This is a genomic window from Ruegeria sp. CDSC085, from assembly GCF_059610465.1.
Genome location: NZ_JBXWNR010000002.1, coordinates 160,855 through 176,324, shown reverse-complemented (window position 1 = coordinate 176,324; position 15,470 = coordinate 160,855). Strand labels below are relative to the sequence as shown.

The following is a 15,470-nucleotide window of genomic DNA, read 5'->3' as shown; positions in this document are numbered from 1 at the left end:
TGCGCGCAGAATAGGCTTGCAGAAATCTCGCGAACAGAGGCAATGTCTCAAAAGAGTTTTGCAAAAATGCAAAAGGGATCAAAATGACCCCAAATTGGGATGATATGCGGATTTTCCTGGCTGTTGCGCGAGAGGAAAGCCTGTCTTCCGCAGGTCGCATCCTGAAGATTGACCCTGCCACCGCCGGTCGGCGCATAGCACGCTTGGAGGCAACGCTTGATTCCACATTGTTCACCAAGTCGCAGCAAGGCTATGTTCTGACCCCGGCGGGACAGCGGCTGTTGGAACACGGGCTGCACGCAGAAGAGGCGATGCGCGCGGCGGCCGGGGCGGTAACAGGACCGACGAAATCGCTGAGCGGACAGATCAGGATTGGCGCGCCGGACGGTAGTGCCAACTACCTGCTGCCCCAGGTTTGTGCCAAAATCAGCGATGCGAACCCTGATCTGGACATTCAGATCCTGGCGCTTCCGCGTGTGATCAACCTGTCCCGTCGAGAGGCAGATATGGCGGTCACGGTCAGTGCGCCGACTGCCGGACAGCTGCTGGTGAAGAAAATCAGCGACTACAAGCTGCACATGGTCGCGACCGAAGAGTATCTGAAGCGACATGATCCGATCCGGAACATCGCTGACCTGAAGGGCCACAGGTTGATCGGCTATATCCCCGACATGATCTTTGACCGGGAACTGGATTACCTGAATGATATTGGCGTTGACCGTGTCGCTCTTGCATCGAATTCGGTGTCGGTACAGTTGCGACAGGTCTGCCTGGGAACTGGCGTTTGCGTGGCACATGATTTCACGTTGCCGTTCCACCCGGGGCTTCGGAAAATCCTGACGGATCAAGTGAGTTTGACGCGCAGCTTCTATCTGGTCCGGCATCAGGGAGACCAGCGCAACGAGCGGTTGAACCGATTTGCTGATGCCCTGACACGCGGTATTCGCGAGGAAGTGCTTCGTTTGGAAGCAGGCCCCGACGCTTGACAGGTCGGGGCAATCGCGCAACGCTTTGGAATAAGTGTTATTATTCCGGAGGTATTCTTCATGCTAGTACAGGCCATCCTGAAGTCCAAAGCGACAGATGGTGTCGTGACCGTGGCGTCAACGGCGACAATCTCAGAGGCCTCGAAGATTCTTGCGGACAAGCGCATCGGTACGGTCGTTGTTTCCGACGACGGTGGCGAAACCGCGGCCGGCATATTGTCGGAACGTGACATCGTCCGGGAACTGGCGGTCAGCGGCAGCGGTTGTCTGGATCAACCGGTAAAATCATACATGACACAGGACCTTGTGACGGCGACTCGTCAGACCACGGTAGAAGACATCATGTCCCGCATGACCGAAGGGCGTTTCCGCCATATGCCAGTGGTTGAAGACGGAAAACTCGTAGGTATTGTCACTTTGGGTGATGTGGTGAAAGCCCAGCTTTCCGAACTTGCGATGGAAAAAGATGCTCTAGAAGGCATGATAATGGGGCACTGACGACAAGGGTTGCCCAAGCAATCACTTGCACCTGCAGCAAAGTTATGTTTGCTTGCGCAGAAATTTTGTTGCGCAGGAGGGCGCGATGCGGGTTGGATTGTATCCTGGAACCTTTGATCCCATTACGATGGGGCATATCGATATCATCCGTCGGGCGGCAGCTTTGGTGGATAAACTGGTTATCGGTGTGGCCATCAATCGGGACAAAGGCCCTCTGTTCTCGTTGGAAGAGCGAGTTGCCATGATCGAGGCGGAATGCGCCCGGCTTTCGGAACAGACCGGCACCGAAATCATCGCGCATCCCTTCGAAAACCTTCTGATTGACTGCGCGAGGGATGTCGGGGCGCAAATCATCGTACGGGGCCTGCGCGCGGTCGCCGATTTCGAATACGAGTTTCAGATGGTCGGCATGAACCGCGCTCTGGACGATTCGATTGAGACCGTCTTTTTGATGGCCGAAGCGCGCCATCAGGCAATTGCGTCCAAGCTGGTGAAGGAAATCGCCCGGTTGAACGGGGACGTGTCGAAATTCGTCACGCCCCGAGTCAATGAAGCGCTGAAACAGCGGTTAGGCTAGGGCACCCATTGCGGCCGCTGTGTCCAGCATGCGGTTCGAGAAACCCCATTCATTGTCATACCACGCCAGCACACGAACCAATGTGCCATCAGTGACTTTGGTTTCAGCCAATGAAACGGTCGAGCTGTGCGGATCGTGATTGAAATCAATGGAAACCAGAGGGCGGCTTTCCGCCGCAAGCACTCCGGGGATTTTGGCGGCTGCATCGATGAACAGTTGGTTGACCTCTTCTTCGGTAGTGGGGCGTGAAACCTCGGCCACAAGATCAACAACCGAGACATTCGGGGTTGGAACACGGATGGCCTGACCGGTCAGTTTCCCTTTGAGTTGCGGCAGCACCAGACCCACGGCAGCGGCTGCACCGGTTGTCGTAGGGATCATCGACAGCGCCGCTGCTCGCGACAGGTATGGATCTTTTCCAACTGTATCATGCACCGGCTGGCTGGCAGTGTAAGCGTGAACCGTGGTCATGTTGCCGTGCTTGATACCAAGGCCGCCATCCAGAGCCGCAGCAACAGGAGACAGGCAGTTGGTGGTGCAGGACGCGTTTGAGACCACCAGATCCTCGGCGGTCAGTTCGCTATCGTTGACACCAAAGACGATTGTTTTCACACCGCCGTCGCCTCTGGCAGGGGCAGAGATCAGAACTTTCCGGGAGCCGTTTTTGAAGTGACGTTCTGCCGCTTCGCGCGTACGAAACACGCCCGTACATTCCAGAACGACGTCAATATCTGACCAGGGCAGATCCTCGGGGTTGCGCTCGCTGCTCAGCCGAATTGGGCCACGACCCACGTCCAGACCAGCATCGTTGAGCGTGACCGGGTTGGAGTAACGGCCGTGAACGCTGTCAAATTCAAAGAGATGCGCGTTCATGTCGGGTTTGCCAAGATCGTTGATCGCGACGATCTCAACGTCCGTACGTCCGCTTTCTATCACCGCGCGCAGAACCCCGCGCCCGATCCGTCCAAATCCGTTGATCGCCAGTTTCAAGGTCATGGTCTGCTCCGTCCAAATGTCTCAGCAATATGAGTTAGCGCTAACAAAGCCAGATCAAGCGAAATGTCAAGGAAAACCTCAGTCACCGCCAGAAAGCGAGCCAGTCCAGAAAGTCGTAAAGCTTCTTTCCGAGGAAAAGCAGATGTTCGGTCCCGTGCAGCGCCACATCCAGCATCATGCCGCCGAGCAGTAGAAGGCCGAGCCAGATAGCGATTTGGTTGGTCATGGCTGTCCCGAACGTAAAATGCCCGCTCAGATAACCTGAGGGGGCATCAAGGTACAAGCGAAGTCCGAAGGGTCAGTTAAGGCGGCCCATCGCAACAGCTACGTCGGCCATGCGGACCGAGAAGCCCCATTCATTGTCATACCAGGCCAGAACGCGGACCATACGGTCATCGACAACGCGGGTCTGATCCGGTGCAAAGATCGAGCTTTCCTCGGTGTGGTTGAAGTCGGTCGACACCAGCGGAGCGGGCTCATATCCCAGAACGCGCTGCATCGGGCCTTTGGCGGCCTCTTCGACGATCGCGTTGATTTCGGCTGTCGAGGTGTCACGCGAAGCACGAAATGTCAGATCAACCGCCGAGACATTCGGAGTAGGCACGCGGATGGCAGAACCGTCCAGACGACCCTTCAGGTTCGGCAGAACTTCACCCAGCGCCTTGGCCGCGCCGGTCGAGGTCGGGATCATCGACATTGCAGCCGCGCGGGCACGGTAGAGGTCGCTGTGGCGACGGTCCAGAGTAGGCTGGTCCCCGGTGTAGGCGTGGATGGTGGTCATGATGCCGTGTTCGATGCCGACGCCTTCGTCCAGTACCTTGGCCAGCGGAGCCAGACAGTTCGTTGTGCACGAACCGTTGGATACCATGTTGTCGTTGGCGGTCAGGGTGTTGTGGTTCACACCGAAGACGATGGTCTTGTCGACATTCTTGCCAGGAGCAGACAGAAGAACCTTGCCGGCACCACGCTCCAGGTGGGTTTTCGCCTTGGTTCCGTCATTGAATTTACCTGTGCATTCCAGAACGACGTCGCAGCCTTCCCAATCCAGATCGTTCATGTCGTAAGTCGAAAACATCTGCATCGGGCCTCGGCCCAGATCCATGGTGTTTCCTTCGATGGCAACCTCGCGCGGGAAACGCCCGTGAACACTGTCATATTTCAGCAGATGCGCCGAGGTTTCCAAAGGGCCAGTTGCGTTGACTTTGATCACTTCGATGTCGTTGCGCCCGGACGCGGCGATGTGCGACAGGGTGCAGCGGCCAATACGGCCAAAACCATTGATACCGACCTTGATGGTCATATGACGTCTCCAGATGCGCTTGCTTTGAGGGCCATATAGCGGCGAAAAGGGAATCTCAAAAGGGCAAAAACGGCATATTTTTAAGGTGTTAGCGCAAACCTGCGCCGGTTGCGCTAACGCTTGCGCTAGCCGTTGGATCAGGTAGGGTCCGGTTTGCAGCAGCAGATGTGAAGGGAAACGCGATGAGTGGTCTTTTGGCCCTGTTGGACGATGTGGCGGGCATTGCCAAAGTTGCGGCGGCATCAGTGGATGATGTGGTTGCAGCAGCAGGCAAGGCGGGGGCCAAAACCGCTGGTGTGATCATTGATGACGCAGCGGTGACACCGAAGTACGTGCAGGGCTTTGCCCCGGCGCGTGAACTGCCGATCATCTGGCGCATCGCGCGCGGTTCGGTCTTCAACAAGATCATACTCTTGCTGCCTGTGGCTTTGTTGCTGGCCAATTTTGCACCGTGGCTGATTACGCCTTTGTTGATGCTTGGTGGGTCATATTTGTGTTTTGAAGGGGCCGAGAAGATTTTTCATGTTCTGTTTCCTCATGGAAGCCATGTCATTGAGGAAGACATGAAGAACCCCGACCCGGGCCATCTGGAGGAACAAAAGGTCAAGGGCGCCATCAAAACGGATTTCATTCTGTCTGCCGAGATCATGACCATTGCATTGGCGGCGATCGAAGCCCCGAACCTGTGGATGCAGGCCGCTACTTTGGCCGTTGTGGGGATTGGCGTGACGGTGGCCGTCTATGGGTCGGTGGCGTTGATCGTGAAGATGGATGACGTGGGGCTGTTTCTGGCGAATAACGCTCCAACTCCTGTTGGTCGTGGTATGGGCCGCGGCTTGGTCAAAGCGATGCCCGGGGTGATGAAAACCCTGTCGATTGTGGGAACCGCGGCGATGCTGTGGGTCGGCGGCTCAATTGTGATCCACGGGATGGAGGTGTTGGGCTTTGGATGGTTGGGCCATCATATCCACGATTGGGCCTATGCAATTGGGCATTCGGTTTCTGATCAATGGGTTGGCGCAGTTGAATGGATATCCAAGGCCACGATGGATGGCGTATTTGGTTTGGCCTGGGGATTGGTTTTGATCCCGTTGGCGACCCGGATCATTTCACCACTGTTAAACAAGAAGGCGAAACATTGAGTTGACCCGTTATCGTCTGGCCGCGATGATTGATGGCCCTCTGGTTCGGCAAGTCGGTAAGCGCGGATCAACCGGCGGAGCTTCATTTCTATCTGCTTTGAGTGTTGCGGCCGACGAAGTCCCATTCGATGAAACTGATCTGTATGGTTTCTTGCATTTTCGTATTGATACTGCGTTCACGGCGCAGAAGCGTAGTAATTGGTTCGGGGGACGCTTCTACAACGCTTTGGTGGGACAATCGGCCACCTATGTTCCGCTGTCCGGAACACATCTTCGCCAGGCGTTGTCTTACCTCGGTTTGCAAGCCCCTGAGAAAGTGGTGGTGCAAGGACGGTATGAGTTGCGTTTGGATTACGCTCTGAAAGCCTACGAAGAACTTGCACTTCGGGTTAACGCTGAACCCAATTGAAAAGGGCGGCCAAGGCCGCCCTTTGCTCGATCAGGTGGGCCTGTCTCACAGTCCCAGCAGTTCCTTGACTTTGGCAACGGTTGCTTCGGCTGTGATGCCGAAATGCTTGTACAGCTCACCGGCAGGGGCCGAGGCGCCAAAGCTGGACATGCCGATAAAGCCTGCCTTGGCTTCGCGGCCACGCTCGCCCAACAGCCAGCGATCCCAGCCACCGGCGCGCACGGCGGCCTCGATGCCGACGCGAACCGGACCGGCGGGCAGCACGCGCTTGCGATAGGCTTCGTCCTGCTGTGCGAACAGCTCCATGCAGGGCATGGAGACGACGCGGGTGCCGATGCCTTCTGCCTCGAGCATCGCCTTGGCTTCCATTGCCAGCGAAACCTCTGAACCTGTTGCAATCAGGATCGCCTGACGCTTGCCCTCGGCCTCGGCCAGAACATAGGCGCCTTGCGCGGTCAGGTTCTTGGTCTTGTGATCCTTGCGCACGGTCGGCACACCCTGGCGGGTCAGCGACAGCACCGAGGGGCTGTCTTTGAAGGTCAACGCCAGTTCCCAGGCTTCGGCGGTTTCGATCGTATCGGCGGGGCGGAACACATAGGTGTTCGGCGTCGCGCGCGAGATGGCCAGATGTTCCACCGGCTGGTGGGTTGGGCCGTCTTCGCCCAGACCGATCGAGTCGTGGGTCATCACGAAAACCGACGGGATCTTCATCAGTGCCGCAAGACGCATCGATGGGCGGGCATAATCGGTGAAGGCCATGAACGTACCGCCATAGGGGCGGATGCCACCGTGCAGGGCCATACCGTTCATCGCTGCGGCCATGCCGTGCTCGCGGATACCGTAGTGAATATAGCGACCTTTGCGGTTTTCCGGCAGGAAGACACCCATATCAGCCGACTTGGTGTTATTCGATCCGGTCAGGTCAGCCGAACCACCAACGGTCTCGGTCATGATCGGGTTCACAACGTTCAGAACCCTCTCAGAAGAGGCGCGGGTGGCCAGTTTCGGCTGTTCTTCGGACATCTGCTTTTTGAACGCACGAATGGCACCAGCCAGTCGCTTGGGGGCCTCAAACGCATAGGCGCGGTTGAACTCGGCCTGCTTGCGCTCGGACAGTTGCGCGAAACGTTCTTCCCAAGCGGCACGCTCGACTGTGCCACGTGCACCAATGGCTTTCCAAGCGGATTTGACGTTGCCAGGAACTTCGAAAGCGCCGTGGGGCCAGCCATAGGCCTCTTTCGCGGCTTCCAGCTGATCCTGATCTGTCAGTGCCCCATGACCTTTCGAGGTGTCCTGTGCAGCATGACCCAGAGCGATGTGGGTTTCACAGGCGATCATGGTTGGTTTGTTCGACTTCTTCGCCTGAACGATGGCTGCATCGATGGCCTTGGGGTCGTGGCCGTCGATTTCGATCACATGCCAGCCCGAGGCCGCGAAACGGCGGACCTGATCGGTGCGATCCGCAATATCGACAGTGCCGTCGATGGTGATGTTGTTGTTGTCCCAGAAGACGATCAGTTTGCTCAGCTCATGGCGGCCGGCCAACGTGATAGCTTCCTGACTGACACCTTCCATCAGGCAGCCGTCGCCCGCGATCACGTAAGTATAGTGATCCACGACTTTCTTGCCGTAATGCGCGCGCTGGATTTCCTCGGCCATGGCAAAGCCCACCGCGTTGGAAATGCCCTGACCAAGAGGGCCGGTTGTGGTTTCAACACCGTCGACCAGAAAGTTTTCGGGGTGACCCGCGGTCTTGGCGCCCAACTGGCGGAAGTTCTTGATCTCTTCCAGCGTTACATCTGCATGACCGGTGAGATAGAGCAGCGAATAGACCAGCATCGAACCATGGCCAGCCGACAGGATGAACCGGTCACGGTCGGGCCAGTTCGGGGCGGAGGCATCAAATTTCAGGTGCTTTTCGAATAGAACGGTCGCAACATCGGCCATGCCCATGGGCATGCCGGAATGGCCGGAATTTGCGGCGGCGACGGCGTCAAGGGTCAGGGTGCGGATTGCCGCAGCTTTGTCCCAGTGTTCGGGGTTGGCTTTGCGCAGCGCAGTCAGGTCCACGGGCGTTGTTCCTTTGGATAAAAAGCAGATTGCGGGCTCAATACCATTCAGCACCCAAAGTGCAAGCGGAACCGGGCCTTGATCGCACTGGGCGGGTGAAGAGTGCGGTCCAAGTAGTTGAAACCAAACAGTGGGTATTTTCTGTCGCATTCCGTTAGACTGTCAACAAGCGGGATTCGGTTTTGATTCGGATCACTTCGCGACAGAATGAACCTTGATAAAGAGGTGACAGGGGCATGAGCCAGATAGAGGAATTACAACACCGCATTGTAGCTGCGATGGACCGTATCAGCGCGGGCGTCGAAGCAATGGGCGATGCGTCCCGGAATACCGGGGCGGATGAGAGGCTTCAGGCCGAACTTGAAGACGAAAGAGTCGCCAATGCACAGCTTCAGGAGCGCCTGAAGACCCTGAAAGAGCAGCACGAACAGCAAGTGGACGAGTTGCGTGCCGATCTGGAGGAGTTGAGGACAGCCCCAGCCGACTCTGACGAAACGGATGCGTTGCGCGCTGAGCTGGAAGAAGCCAGGGCAAAAATCACGTCTGTTGAAGCGGCCCGTGCCGAGCTGGCCGAGGCCAAGGCTGCGTTGGACAACAGTGCCGAACTGGAAGCGTTGAAGTCCGAGAACGAAAGGATGCGCGCAGAGCTTGACGGAATCGGAGATCCTTCCGCGTTGAAGGCCGAGCTTGAGCAAATGCGTGAATTGCTTGCTCAGGCAAAAGAAGTTGAAGCGGAAAACAGCCGCCTCAAGGCAGAGCTTGAAGATACCGAGCGGGTCAATGAACTGAGCGCAGAGCTTGAGATGCTGCGGGCCGAGAGGGCCAGCCATGGTGCTGCAATGTCCCGCCTTGATGACGATCTGCAACGTATGCGCAAGGCGAACGAGCAGTTGCGGAATTCGGTCGAAGAATTGCGCTCTGCGGCGGCAGAAGGGCTGACGGATGCTGAATTGCTGAACCGCGCCACCGTCGCCGAGTTGGAGGCGACACGTGCCGCGCAGGCTTCGGACGCCGCCGAAGCACAGGCCGTGCTGGCACGTTTGGAACCTCTGTTGTCGCAGGCGAAACTTGTTGAAGGTGAGGTAGAGTAATGCCCGAGGTAACCATTCATATCGGCGGGCGCGGTTTTGATGTGTCCTGCCGGGACGGGGAAGAGCCCTTTCTGCACGCTGCCGCGAAAATGCTGGATGACGAAGCGCAGGTTTTGTCCGATCAGATCGGGCGGATGCCGGAAGCCCGCATGTTGCTGATGGCCGGTCTGCTGCTGGCTGACAAGACGGCGGCAACGGAAGACAAAGTAAAGGCGTTAGAGGCCAAGCTGGCCGAGGCCGAGGCCGAGCTTCAATCGCTGCGAAATGCGCCTGCGCCGGAACCCGAGCGCATTGAAGTCGCGGTCGTCCCGCCTTCCGTCACGGATACGCTGGCAGAGCTGGCGGCACGTGCAGAAGCGCTGGCTTCGGTGGTTGAGGAGAAAACGGCACAATGACGTACCTGCGCAATCTCTTCTGCGGTGCTCTGCTTGTTTTCCCGGCAACAGCTGCACTCGCCGAAATCGACATTCTGTCCGTTACATTTACCTGTGAGAACGGAGTTCCGTTGCCGGTGACCTATTTCAACGCGCTTGACGGATCAGGCGCGGCGGCGACGATGGTGGACAACACTCTGGTTGCGATGCGCCAGGTCGAAAGCGGGTCGGGCATCCGCTACGAATCCGTTGGAGATCAAGGAACCTATATCCTGCGGTCAAAAGGCTGGAACGCAGCAATCAGCTATTTGGCGGCAGGCGCCGCCAATGAGCAGGTGATTTATCAGGACTGTTCCAGCCGGTAGGCCGGATTACGCGTTTGCTTCGCGGATTTTGTCGGCTGCTTCCTTGTTGTAGCCGACACCGTTTTCTTCAAACAACGTGTCCAGTTCGCCGGACAGGGTCATTTCGGTGATGATGTCGCAACCGCCTACGAATTCGCCTTTGACATACAGCTGCGGCACGGTCGGCCAGTCGGAATAATCCTTGATGCCCTGACGCACGTCTTCGTCGGCCAGTACGTTCACGTCGGTGTATTCAACACCCATGTAGTTCAGAACGCCGGCAACACGGGACGAGAAGCCACATTGAGGCATTTCCTTGGTGCCTTTCATGTACAGCACCACGTCATTGGCTTTGACGGTTTCGTCGATCTGGGTTTTTACATCGGTCATTTTGCGTTTCCTTTGCTCTTCGGCATCATAGCTTTGGCGTAGTCTTGAGGGTCTTTGGGGACACGATATTGCGTGGAATGCCCTCCGCCAGACCCGCCTGAATCATAGTTTGCGTGGATTGTGCGATAACCTATCCCAGGAAGCGATCCGCGCTTTGGTTGCGGTTCGTTTTTGGATCGGCTCCAAGCCAATAGCGCGACAAGCACGACAAAGACAGTGACCGCAATTGAGATTACAATCGCATGTTCCATTTTACTCCGGCACTTTGGTGGTCAGCGCCAGCGCGTGCAACTCACCATCCGGGCCATCCATCTTGCCTTTCAGCGCGGCATAAACGGCACGCTGCTGTTGTACCCGGTTCTTTCCGCGAAAGCTTTCGTCCACCACCATGGCAGACATATGAACACCGTCCTGGCCACCGACCTGAATCTCGGCATCAGGAAAGGCTTCGCGCAGCAGGTGTTCGATTTCGTGGGCGCTCATCGGCATGTAGGTAACTCCAGAAGGTCTTTCCCAAGATGTAGAGCGCATGAACCGGCCGTGCAAGGGCGCTGGCTCATGCAATAACAACGAAACCCCCACGGGATAACAGCGCGGGTTTCCATTGGTTTTCGTGTGGCGTTGTCAGGCTACGGCCTCGGCAAAGCTGTTGCGGTAAACTGCGGCAAGTTCATCAAGCGAGGCTTCCGAGCTGCCGATCTTGACCGTCTCGCCGGTGAAACGACCAACCGCATTCAGCGGAACGCCGGCCTGACCGGCTGCAATCATCAATGCCTCGGCCTGATCGAAATTGCACGCAACAAGATAGCGGGCCTGATCTTCACCGAACAGGAATTCAGTCGGCGCATCGTCCAGACACACGCCAACGCCTGCGGCTTCCGCCAGTTCGAAGGCAGCCTGAGCGATACCGCCATCGCTGAGGTCGGTGCAGGCCTTGATCATCTCGCGGTTGGCGCGGATGAAATCACCGTTGCGCTTTTCGGCATCCAGATCGACATTCGGGGCGTCGCCGTCTTCGCGGTTGAAGACTTCTGCCAACAGGGCGGACTGACCCAGATGCCCCTTGGTTTCACCGATCACCAGCGCGACATGACCTTCGCGCACCTCGTTGCCGATGACCTCGTCCGAGTGCTGCAACAGGCCGACTGCACCAATGGTGGGGGTCGGTAGAATGGCCTGCCCGTCGGTCTCATTGTATAGAGACACGTTGCCCGACACGATCGGCATATCCAACGCGTCAACGGCGGCGCCGATGCCCTGAATGGCACCGACAAACTGGCCCATGATCTCGGGCTTTTCGGGGTTGCCGAAGTTCAGGTTGTCCGTGGTGGCCAGCGGCTTTGCGCCAACGGCGGTCAAGTTGCGATAGGCTTCGGCCACGGCTTGTTTGCCGCCCTCAAAAGGGTTTGCGCGCACATAGCGCGGGGTCACGTCGGATGTGAAGGCAAGCACCTTGTCGGTACCGTGGACGCGAACCATGCCCGCACCCAGACCCGGCGTACGGACGGAATCCGCCATCACCATGGTGTCGTACTGTTCATAGACCCACTGCTTGCCTGCGTAGTTGGGCGAAGCGAGCAGGGCGCGCAGCCCGTCAATCGGGTCGATCTGAGGCACTTCGGCCAGTTCTTCTGCCTCTGGCGTAGGCTCCCATGGGCGGTCGTATTCCGGCGCGGTAGAAGACAGTTTGGACAGAACCAGATCGGCTTTGACTTCGCCGTTATGCATGATCAGGAAGCGGTCTTCGGCAATCGTTTCGCCAACGATTGCGAAATCAAGATCCCATTTTTCGAACACGGCGCGGGCCTCGGCCTCAAGCTCGGGCTTGAGGACCATCAGCATACGCTCCTGAGACTCGGACAGCATCATCTCATAGGCTGTCATGTTTTCTTCGCGCTGGGGGACATTTTCCAGATCAAGACGCACGCCAAGGCCACCCTTGTCGCCCATTTCAACGGCGGAACAGGTCAGGCCCGCCGCGCCCATATCCTGGATCGAGATCACCGCACCGGTCCGCATCAGTTCCAGCGTCGCCTCCATCAGGCGTTTTTCGGTGAAGGGGTCGCCGACCTGCACGGTGGGGCGCTTTTCTTCGATGGTGTCGTCGAACTCGGCGGATGCCATGGTTGCGCCGCCCACGCCGTCGCGACCGGTTTTTGCACCTAGGTAGACGACGGGCATACCTACGCCCGAGGCAGCCGAGTAGAAGATCTTGTCACTGTCGGCCAGACCGGCTGCAAATGCGTTCACCAGGCAGTTACCGTTGTAGGCAGGGTGGAAGCGGACTTCGCCACCGACGCAAGGCACGCCAAAGCAGTTTCCGTAGCCGCCAATCCCTTCGACCACACCATTGACCAGTTGGCGGGTCTTGTGATGGCCGGGTTCGCCAAAGGACAAAGCGTTCATGGACGCGATGGGGCGTGCGCCCATCGTGAAGACGTCGCGCAGGATGCCCCCCACGCCGGTCGCAGCACCCTGATAAGGTTCGATGTAAGACGGGTGATTGTGGCTTTCCATCTTGAAGACCACAGCCTGACCGTCGCCGATATCGACCACACCTGCGTTCTCACCCGGGCCGCAAATCACCTGAGGCCCAGAGGTGGGCAGGGTGCGCAACCATTTCTTCGAAGACTTGTAGGAACAGTGTTCGTTCCACATGGCCGAGAAAATGCCAAGCTCGGTAAAAGTAGGTTCACGCCCGATGATCTCGAGGATCATGTCGTATTCCTCGGGCTTGAGCCCATGTGCAGCAATCAGATCGGGTGTGATGGCGGGCTCTTGCATCTTCTGTCCTGTGTCCAAGTGGGCCGAGATTGCGCGCCTTGTAGGGCAAGCGCGCGCGTGTGGAAAGGGTCAAGACGGCGCAGGTTGCTTCTTTCAAAGAAAAACGGAACCGGCATCACTGCCGGTTCCGAAGAAATGCACCGCAGTACTGGCGCAAATCGAAGGCGTAAACCGTGAAGGTTACGCTGACCCCTGGTCTTTGTTGAGTTGAGCTGCGGCTGCGGCACCTACAGCGGCCTTCTGTTCCGGGGTCAGGTTTTCGGCTTCTTCCTGCCCCGGCATCGCAACGCGCACCTCACGGCGGGCAAAGTCGATGCCGTTTTCCTTGAAGGCTGCCTTGACCCGGTTGAAGATTTCCTTGCGCAGTGTGAATTGTTTTCCGGGCTTGGCCATGAACTTGCCGCGGATGATCATGCCGACATCGTCAAAGTCGAACACGCCCTGCGATTTGAAGGGTTGCAGGAAGCCATCCTTGTGGGTCTCGTCGGCCATCATCTCGGCACCGATCTTCTTGAAGATCTTCTTGACCTTGTTGGGGTCGGTATCAAACGGCACGGTGAATTTCAGCTTCATGATAACCCAGTCACGGCTGAAGTTTGTCAGCTTCTGAATCTCACCATATGGGATCGTATGCACGGCACCTCGATGGTGACGCAGCTGCATCGAGCGAACCGAGATCTTCTCGACCGTTCCCATCGTGCCGCCGACGTCGACATATTCTCCAACGCGGAAGGCATCGTCGATCAGGAAGAATACCCCGCCCACGATATCAGCGACCAGCTTCTGCGCGCCAAAGCCGATAGCCAGGCCCAGAACACCGGCACCGGCCAGCAGCGGCGTGATGTTGATGCCTAATGCACCCAGTGCCAGCAGGCCAAAAATCACGGCAATTGTGATCTGGGCCGTTATCCGCATCAGGGGCAAAACGGTCGCCAGACGAGATCCACCGGCACCGCCGCCTTCACCGCCTGCTTCTTCGTCCAGCTCCTCGGCCGCAGTTTGTTCCCTTGCCAATCGACGGTTGATCCACAACGAGACGACCTCGTTCAGGATATAGCCAACGGCGATGATCAGCAGGAACTCAATCACAGCACCGCCGACTTCGGCACCAACACCGGCTGAGGCGACATTGCGCAGGTCAAGGTGCCACGCGCGTGCGATCATGAAAACCACGACCAGGCCCGCGATAACGCGACCAATCCGGATATAGCTGCGTTTCGCAGAACGGTAGGCGCGTTCGGCAAGAGGGCCTTCGCCCGACATGGGGGGTTGCAAATGCCGCACCAAACCACGGATCAGCGTGTCAAGCGCGGGGACGATCAGCAACCAGAACAAGGTTGTGAAATGTGCACCGTTGGTCAGCAACCTCAATGTCGATGGGTCGCGCTGTGCGACCAGAAACTCAACCAGCAGCCAGATCGCCACCGAAACGCCGATGGCAAAATAGGGGTAATAATGCGCGACTTCTTCATCGAACTTCGTATGGTCCGGGTCCGTCCCCAGCATCATTTGCGAAAGCCCTTCGCGAGCAGTCCAGGCGATTACGGCGATATAGATGTGAATTGCGGCGTTCAGCCAGAAGCCAATGCGGGTATCGTCACCCGTGATGCCATTAAGCGCGTTGAACCGAACGACGAACAGCGTGAACCCGATCAGGATCAACAATCCGATCAGGTTGCGATGCAGGTACTTTGCCCAGTGGTCGTCTATGTTGACCAACCGGAATTGAGGTTTCTCCGGTGCCAGAACAAAGCGTGACGCCGCTGCACCCAAACGCGGCACCCAGATAAGATAAAATACAAACGGAGCGGCATAGGTGATCTGTTCCGTTGTCAGAAGGCCGCGGCCGACCGCGCGTATCACGACATAGAATACGATCAGCCCGGCGATTTCCCGGCAGAACCGACGAAACAGGTAGCTGACGGCGCCCCAAAGATCGGCCTCGTCCGCCGCTTCGGTTGCCTCATGCCAGCGGCGGGTCAGGAATATAAACAGCTTTTCAGCAATAAACCCGACAACAAGCACTGAAAGGACAAGCCCGAACAGAGTAAAGACACCAGTCGTTCCGAACGTGTCACTAAAATTGCTGAACGCGGTTATCTGTGCCGTGACAATGTTGGGAACGGTGGTCAGAACATGAGTCCAAGACGTGACCATCTCTGCCCAGATATCGCTTATTTCCGTCAACGGGTCTTCTACGTTCGCCTTCTCGGCGGCTTGTTTTTCCGCCACGGCATCAAGGCGTTCCAATAGAATGGCGCGAACCTGGTCATCGGACATACGCGCGACCAGATCGTCGACCTGTTCGGGTGTCAGGTCTTCCGGAATGGTCACGGTAGAAGTTGAACCTGTGTCTTGTGCATATAGCGGCACCGCCAAGAATAGTGCGGAGATGATCGCCAAAACGAGGCGGGGTAGGTGGAACATGTATTTTCCCTCAAACACGAAATTGTATCGTTTTTTTGGGATCATATGCCTATGCGTGTTTTTTTCCCAGAGCTTTCGCTGG

General features: G+C 57.3%; 16 protein-coding genes. 8 read left to right on the top strand and 8 right to left on the bottom strand.

Features of this window, described 5'->3' with window-relative positions; genetic code table 11:
• Window positions 1-83 precede the first annotated feature (83 nt).
• The 3 genes from AC2FJB_RS04350 to coaD all read left to right on the top strand — a co-directional run bounded on the left by AC2FJB_RS04350 (window position 84) and on the right by coaD (window position 2,061).
• On the top strand, window positions 84-986 hold the full coding sequence (locus tag AC2FJB_RS04350; RefSeq protein ID WP_299896791.1) for a LysR family transcriptional regulator: 903 nt from the start codon (window positions 84-86) through the stop codon (window positions 984-986).
• Window positions 987-1,046: 60 nt separating this feature from the next.
• Complete coding sequence (locus AC2FJB_RS04345) at window positions 1,047-1,484, top strand: CBS domain-containing protein (protein ID WP_496717472.1); 438 nt, start codon at window positions 1,047-1,049, stop codon at window positions 1,482-1,484.
• 85 nt (window positions 1,485-1,569) lie between these two features.
• Window positions 1,570-2,061 carry a pantetheine-phosphate adenylyltransferase gene (gene coaD, locus AC2FJB_RS04340; RefSeq protein WP_117869068.1) on the top strand — a complete coding sequence of 164 codons (492 nt, stop codon included), beginning with the start codon at window positions 1,570-1,572 and terminating at the stop codon, window positions 2,059-2,061.
• Here the strand turns inward: coaD and gap (AC2FJB_RS04335) are convergent.
• From gap (AC2FJB_RS04335) to gap (AC2FJB_RS04325), 3 genes are all read right to left on the bottom strand, one after another.
• Complete coding sequence (gene gap / locus AC2FJB_RS04335) at window positions 2,053-3,057, bottom strand: type I glyceraldehyde-3-phosphate dehydrogenase (RefSeq protein ID WP_496717474.1); 1,005 nt, start codon at window positions 3,055-3,057, stop codon at window positions 2,053-2,055. The genes coaD and gap (AC2FJB_RS04335) overlap by 9 nt on opposite strands.
• Before the next feature lie 82 nt (window positions 3,058-3,139).
• Window positions 3,140-3,283, bottom strand: coding sequence for a hypothetical protein (locus AC2FJB_RS04330; RefSeq protein ID WP_162896775.1), 144 nt, complete (start codon window positions 3,281-3,283; stop codon window positions 3,140-3,142).
• Window positions 3,284-3,355: 72 nt separating this feature from the next.
• A complete protein-coding gene (gene gap, locus AC2FJB_RS04325) occupies window positions 3,356-4,357 on the bottom strand; it encodes a type I glyceraldehyde-3-phosphate dehydrogenase (protein WP_496672987.1) in 1,002 nt (333 codons plus the stop codon).
• A gap of 182 nt (window positions 4,358-4,539) precedes the next feature.
• Between gap (AC2FJB_RS04325) and AC2FJB_RS04320 the strand changes: the two genes are divergently transcribed.
• Both AC2FJB_RS04320 and AC2FJB_RS04315 read left to right on the top strand, forming a co-directional pair.
• Window positions 4,540-5,499, top strand: a complete 960-nt coding sequence (locus AC2FJB_RS04320) for a DUF808 domain-containing protein (RefSeq protein WP_496672990.1) — start codon at window positions 4,540-4,542, stop codon at window positions 5,497-5,499.
• Between the two features lies 1 nt (window position 5,500).
• Window positions 5,501-5,908: a hypothetical protein gene (locus AC2FJB_RS04315; RefSeq protein ID WP_496717476.1), complete on the top strand. Its 408-nt coding sequence runs from the start codon at window positions 5,501-5,503 to the stop codon at window positions 5,906-5,908.
• A gap of 45 nt (window positions 5,909-5,953) precedes the next feature.
• Here AC2FJB_RS04315 and tkt read toward each other — a convergent pair whose 3' ends face one another.
• Window positions 5,954-7,978 (bottom strand): transketolase, encoded by a 2,025-nt coding sequence (gene tkt, locus AC2FJB_RS04310; protein ID WP_496717478.1) that lies wholly within the window; start codon window positions 7,976-7,978, stop codon window positions 5,954-5,956.
• A gap of 236 nt (window positions 7,979-8,214) precedes the next feature.
• Here tkt and AC2FJB_RS04305 point away from each other — a divergent pair, with 236 nt between their 5' ends.
• Genes AC2FJB_RS04305 through AC2FJB_RS04295 form a run of 3 tightly spaced genes read left to right on the top strand, consistent with a single transcriptional unit; the run spans window position 8,215 to window position 9,808 of the window.
• Window positions 8,215-9,069: a hypothetical protein gene (locus AC2FJB_RS04305; protein ID WP_117869063.1), complete on the top strand. Its 855-nt coding sequence runs from the start codon at window positions 8,215-8,217 to the stop codon at window positions 9,067-9,069.
• Window positions 9,069-9,464, top strand: coding sequence for a cell division protein ZapA (locus AC2FJB_RS04300; RefSeq protein WP_117869062.1), 396 nt, complete (start codon window positions 9,069-9,071; stop codon window positions 9,462-9,464). Before AC2FJB_RS04305 ends, AC2FJB_RS04300 begins: the two co-directional genes overlap by 1 nt.
• The gene (locus AC2FJB_RS04295; protein WP_299896810.1) at window positions 9,461-9,808 is read left to right on the top strand and encodes an MliC family protein; all 348 of its coding nucleotides are present in this window, start codon (window positions 9,461-9,463) and stop codon (window positions 9,806-9,808) included. The genes AC2FJB_RS04300 and AC2FJB_RS04295 overlap by 4 nt, the downstream gene beginning before the upstream one ends.
• A 6-nt stretch (window positions 9,809-9,814) precedes the next feature.
• On the opposite strand, the gene grxD is transcribed toward AC2FJB_RS04295, so the two are convergent.
• The 4 genes from grxD to AC2FJB_RS04275 all read right to left on the bottom strand — a co-directional run bounded on the left by grxD (window position 9,815) and on the right by AC2FJB_RS04275 (window position 15,388).
• Complete coding sequence (gene grxD / locus AC2FJB_RS04290) at window positions 9,815-10,177, bottom strand: Grx4 family monothiol glutaredoxin (RefSeq protein WP_117869060.1); 363 nt, start codon at window positions 10,175-10,177, stop codon at window positions 9,815-9,817.
• A gap of 252 nt (window positions 10,178-10,429) precedes the next feature.
• Window positions 10,430-10,666 (bottom strand): BolA/IbaG family iron-sulfur metabolism protein, encoded by a 237-nt coding sequence (locus tag AC2FJB_RS04285; protein ID WP_117869058.1) that lies wholly within the window; start codon window positions 10,664-10,666, stop codon window positions 10,430-10,432.
• 135 nt (window positions 10,667-10,801) lie between these two features.
• Entirely contained in the window at window positions 10,802-12,961 is a 2,160-nt protein-coding gene (gene purL, locus AC2FJB_RS04280; protein ID WP_496717479.1) for a phosphoribosylformylglycinamidine synthase subunit PurL, read from the bottom strand.
• Window positions 12,962-13,141: 180 nt separating this feature from the next.
• Window positions 13,142-15,388 (bottom strand): mechanosensitive ion channel family protein, encoded by a 2,247-nt coding sequence (locus AC2FJB_RS04275; protein ID WP_117872767.1) that lies wholly within the window; start codon window positions 15,386-15,388, stop codon window positions 13,142-13,144.
• Between the last annotated feature and the right edge of the window lie 82 nt (window positions 15,389-15,470).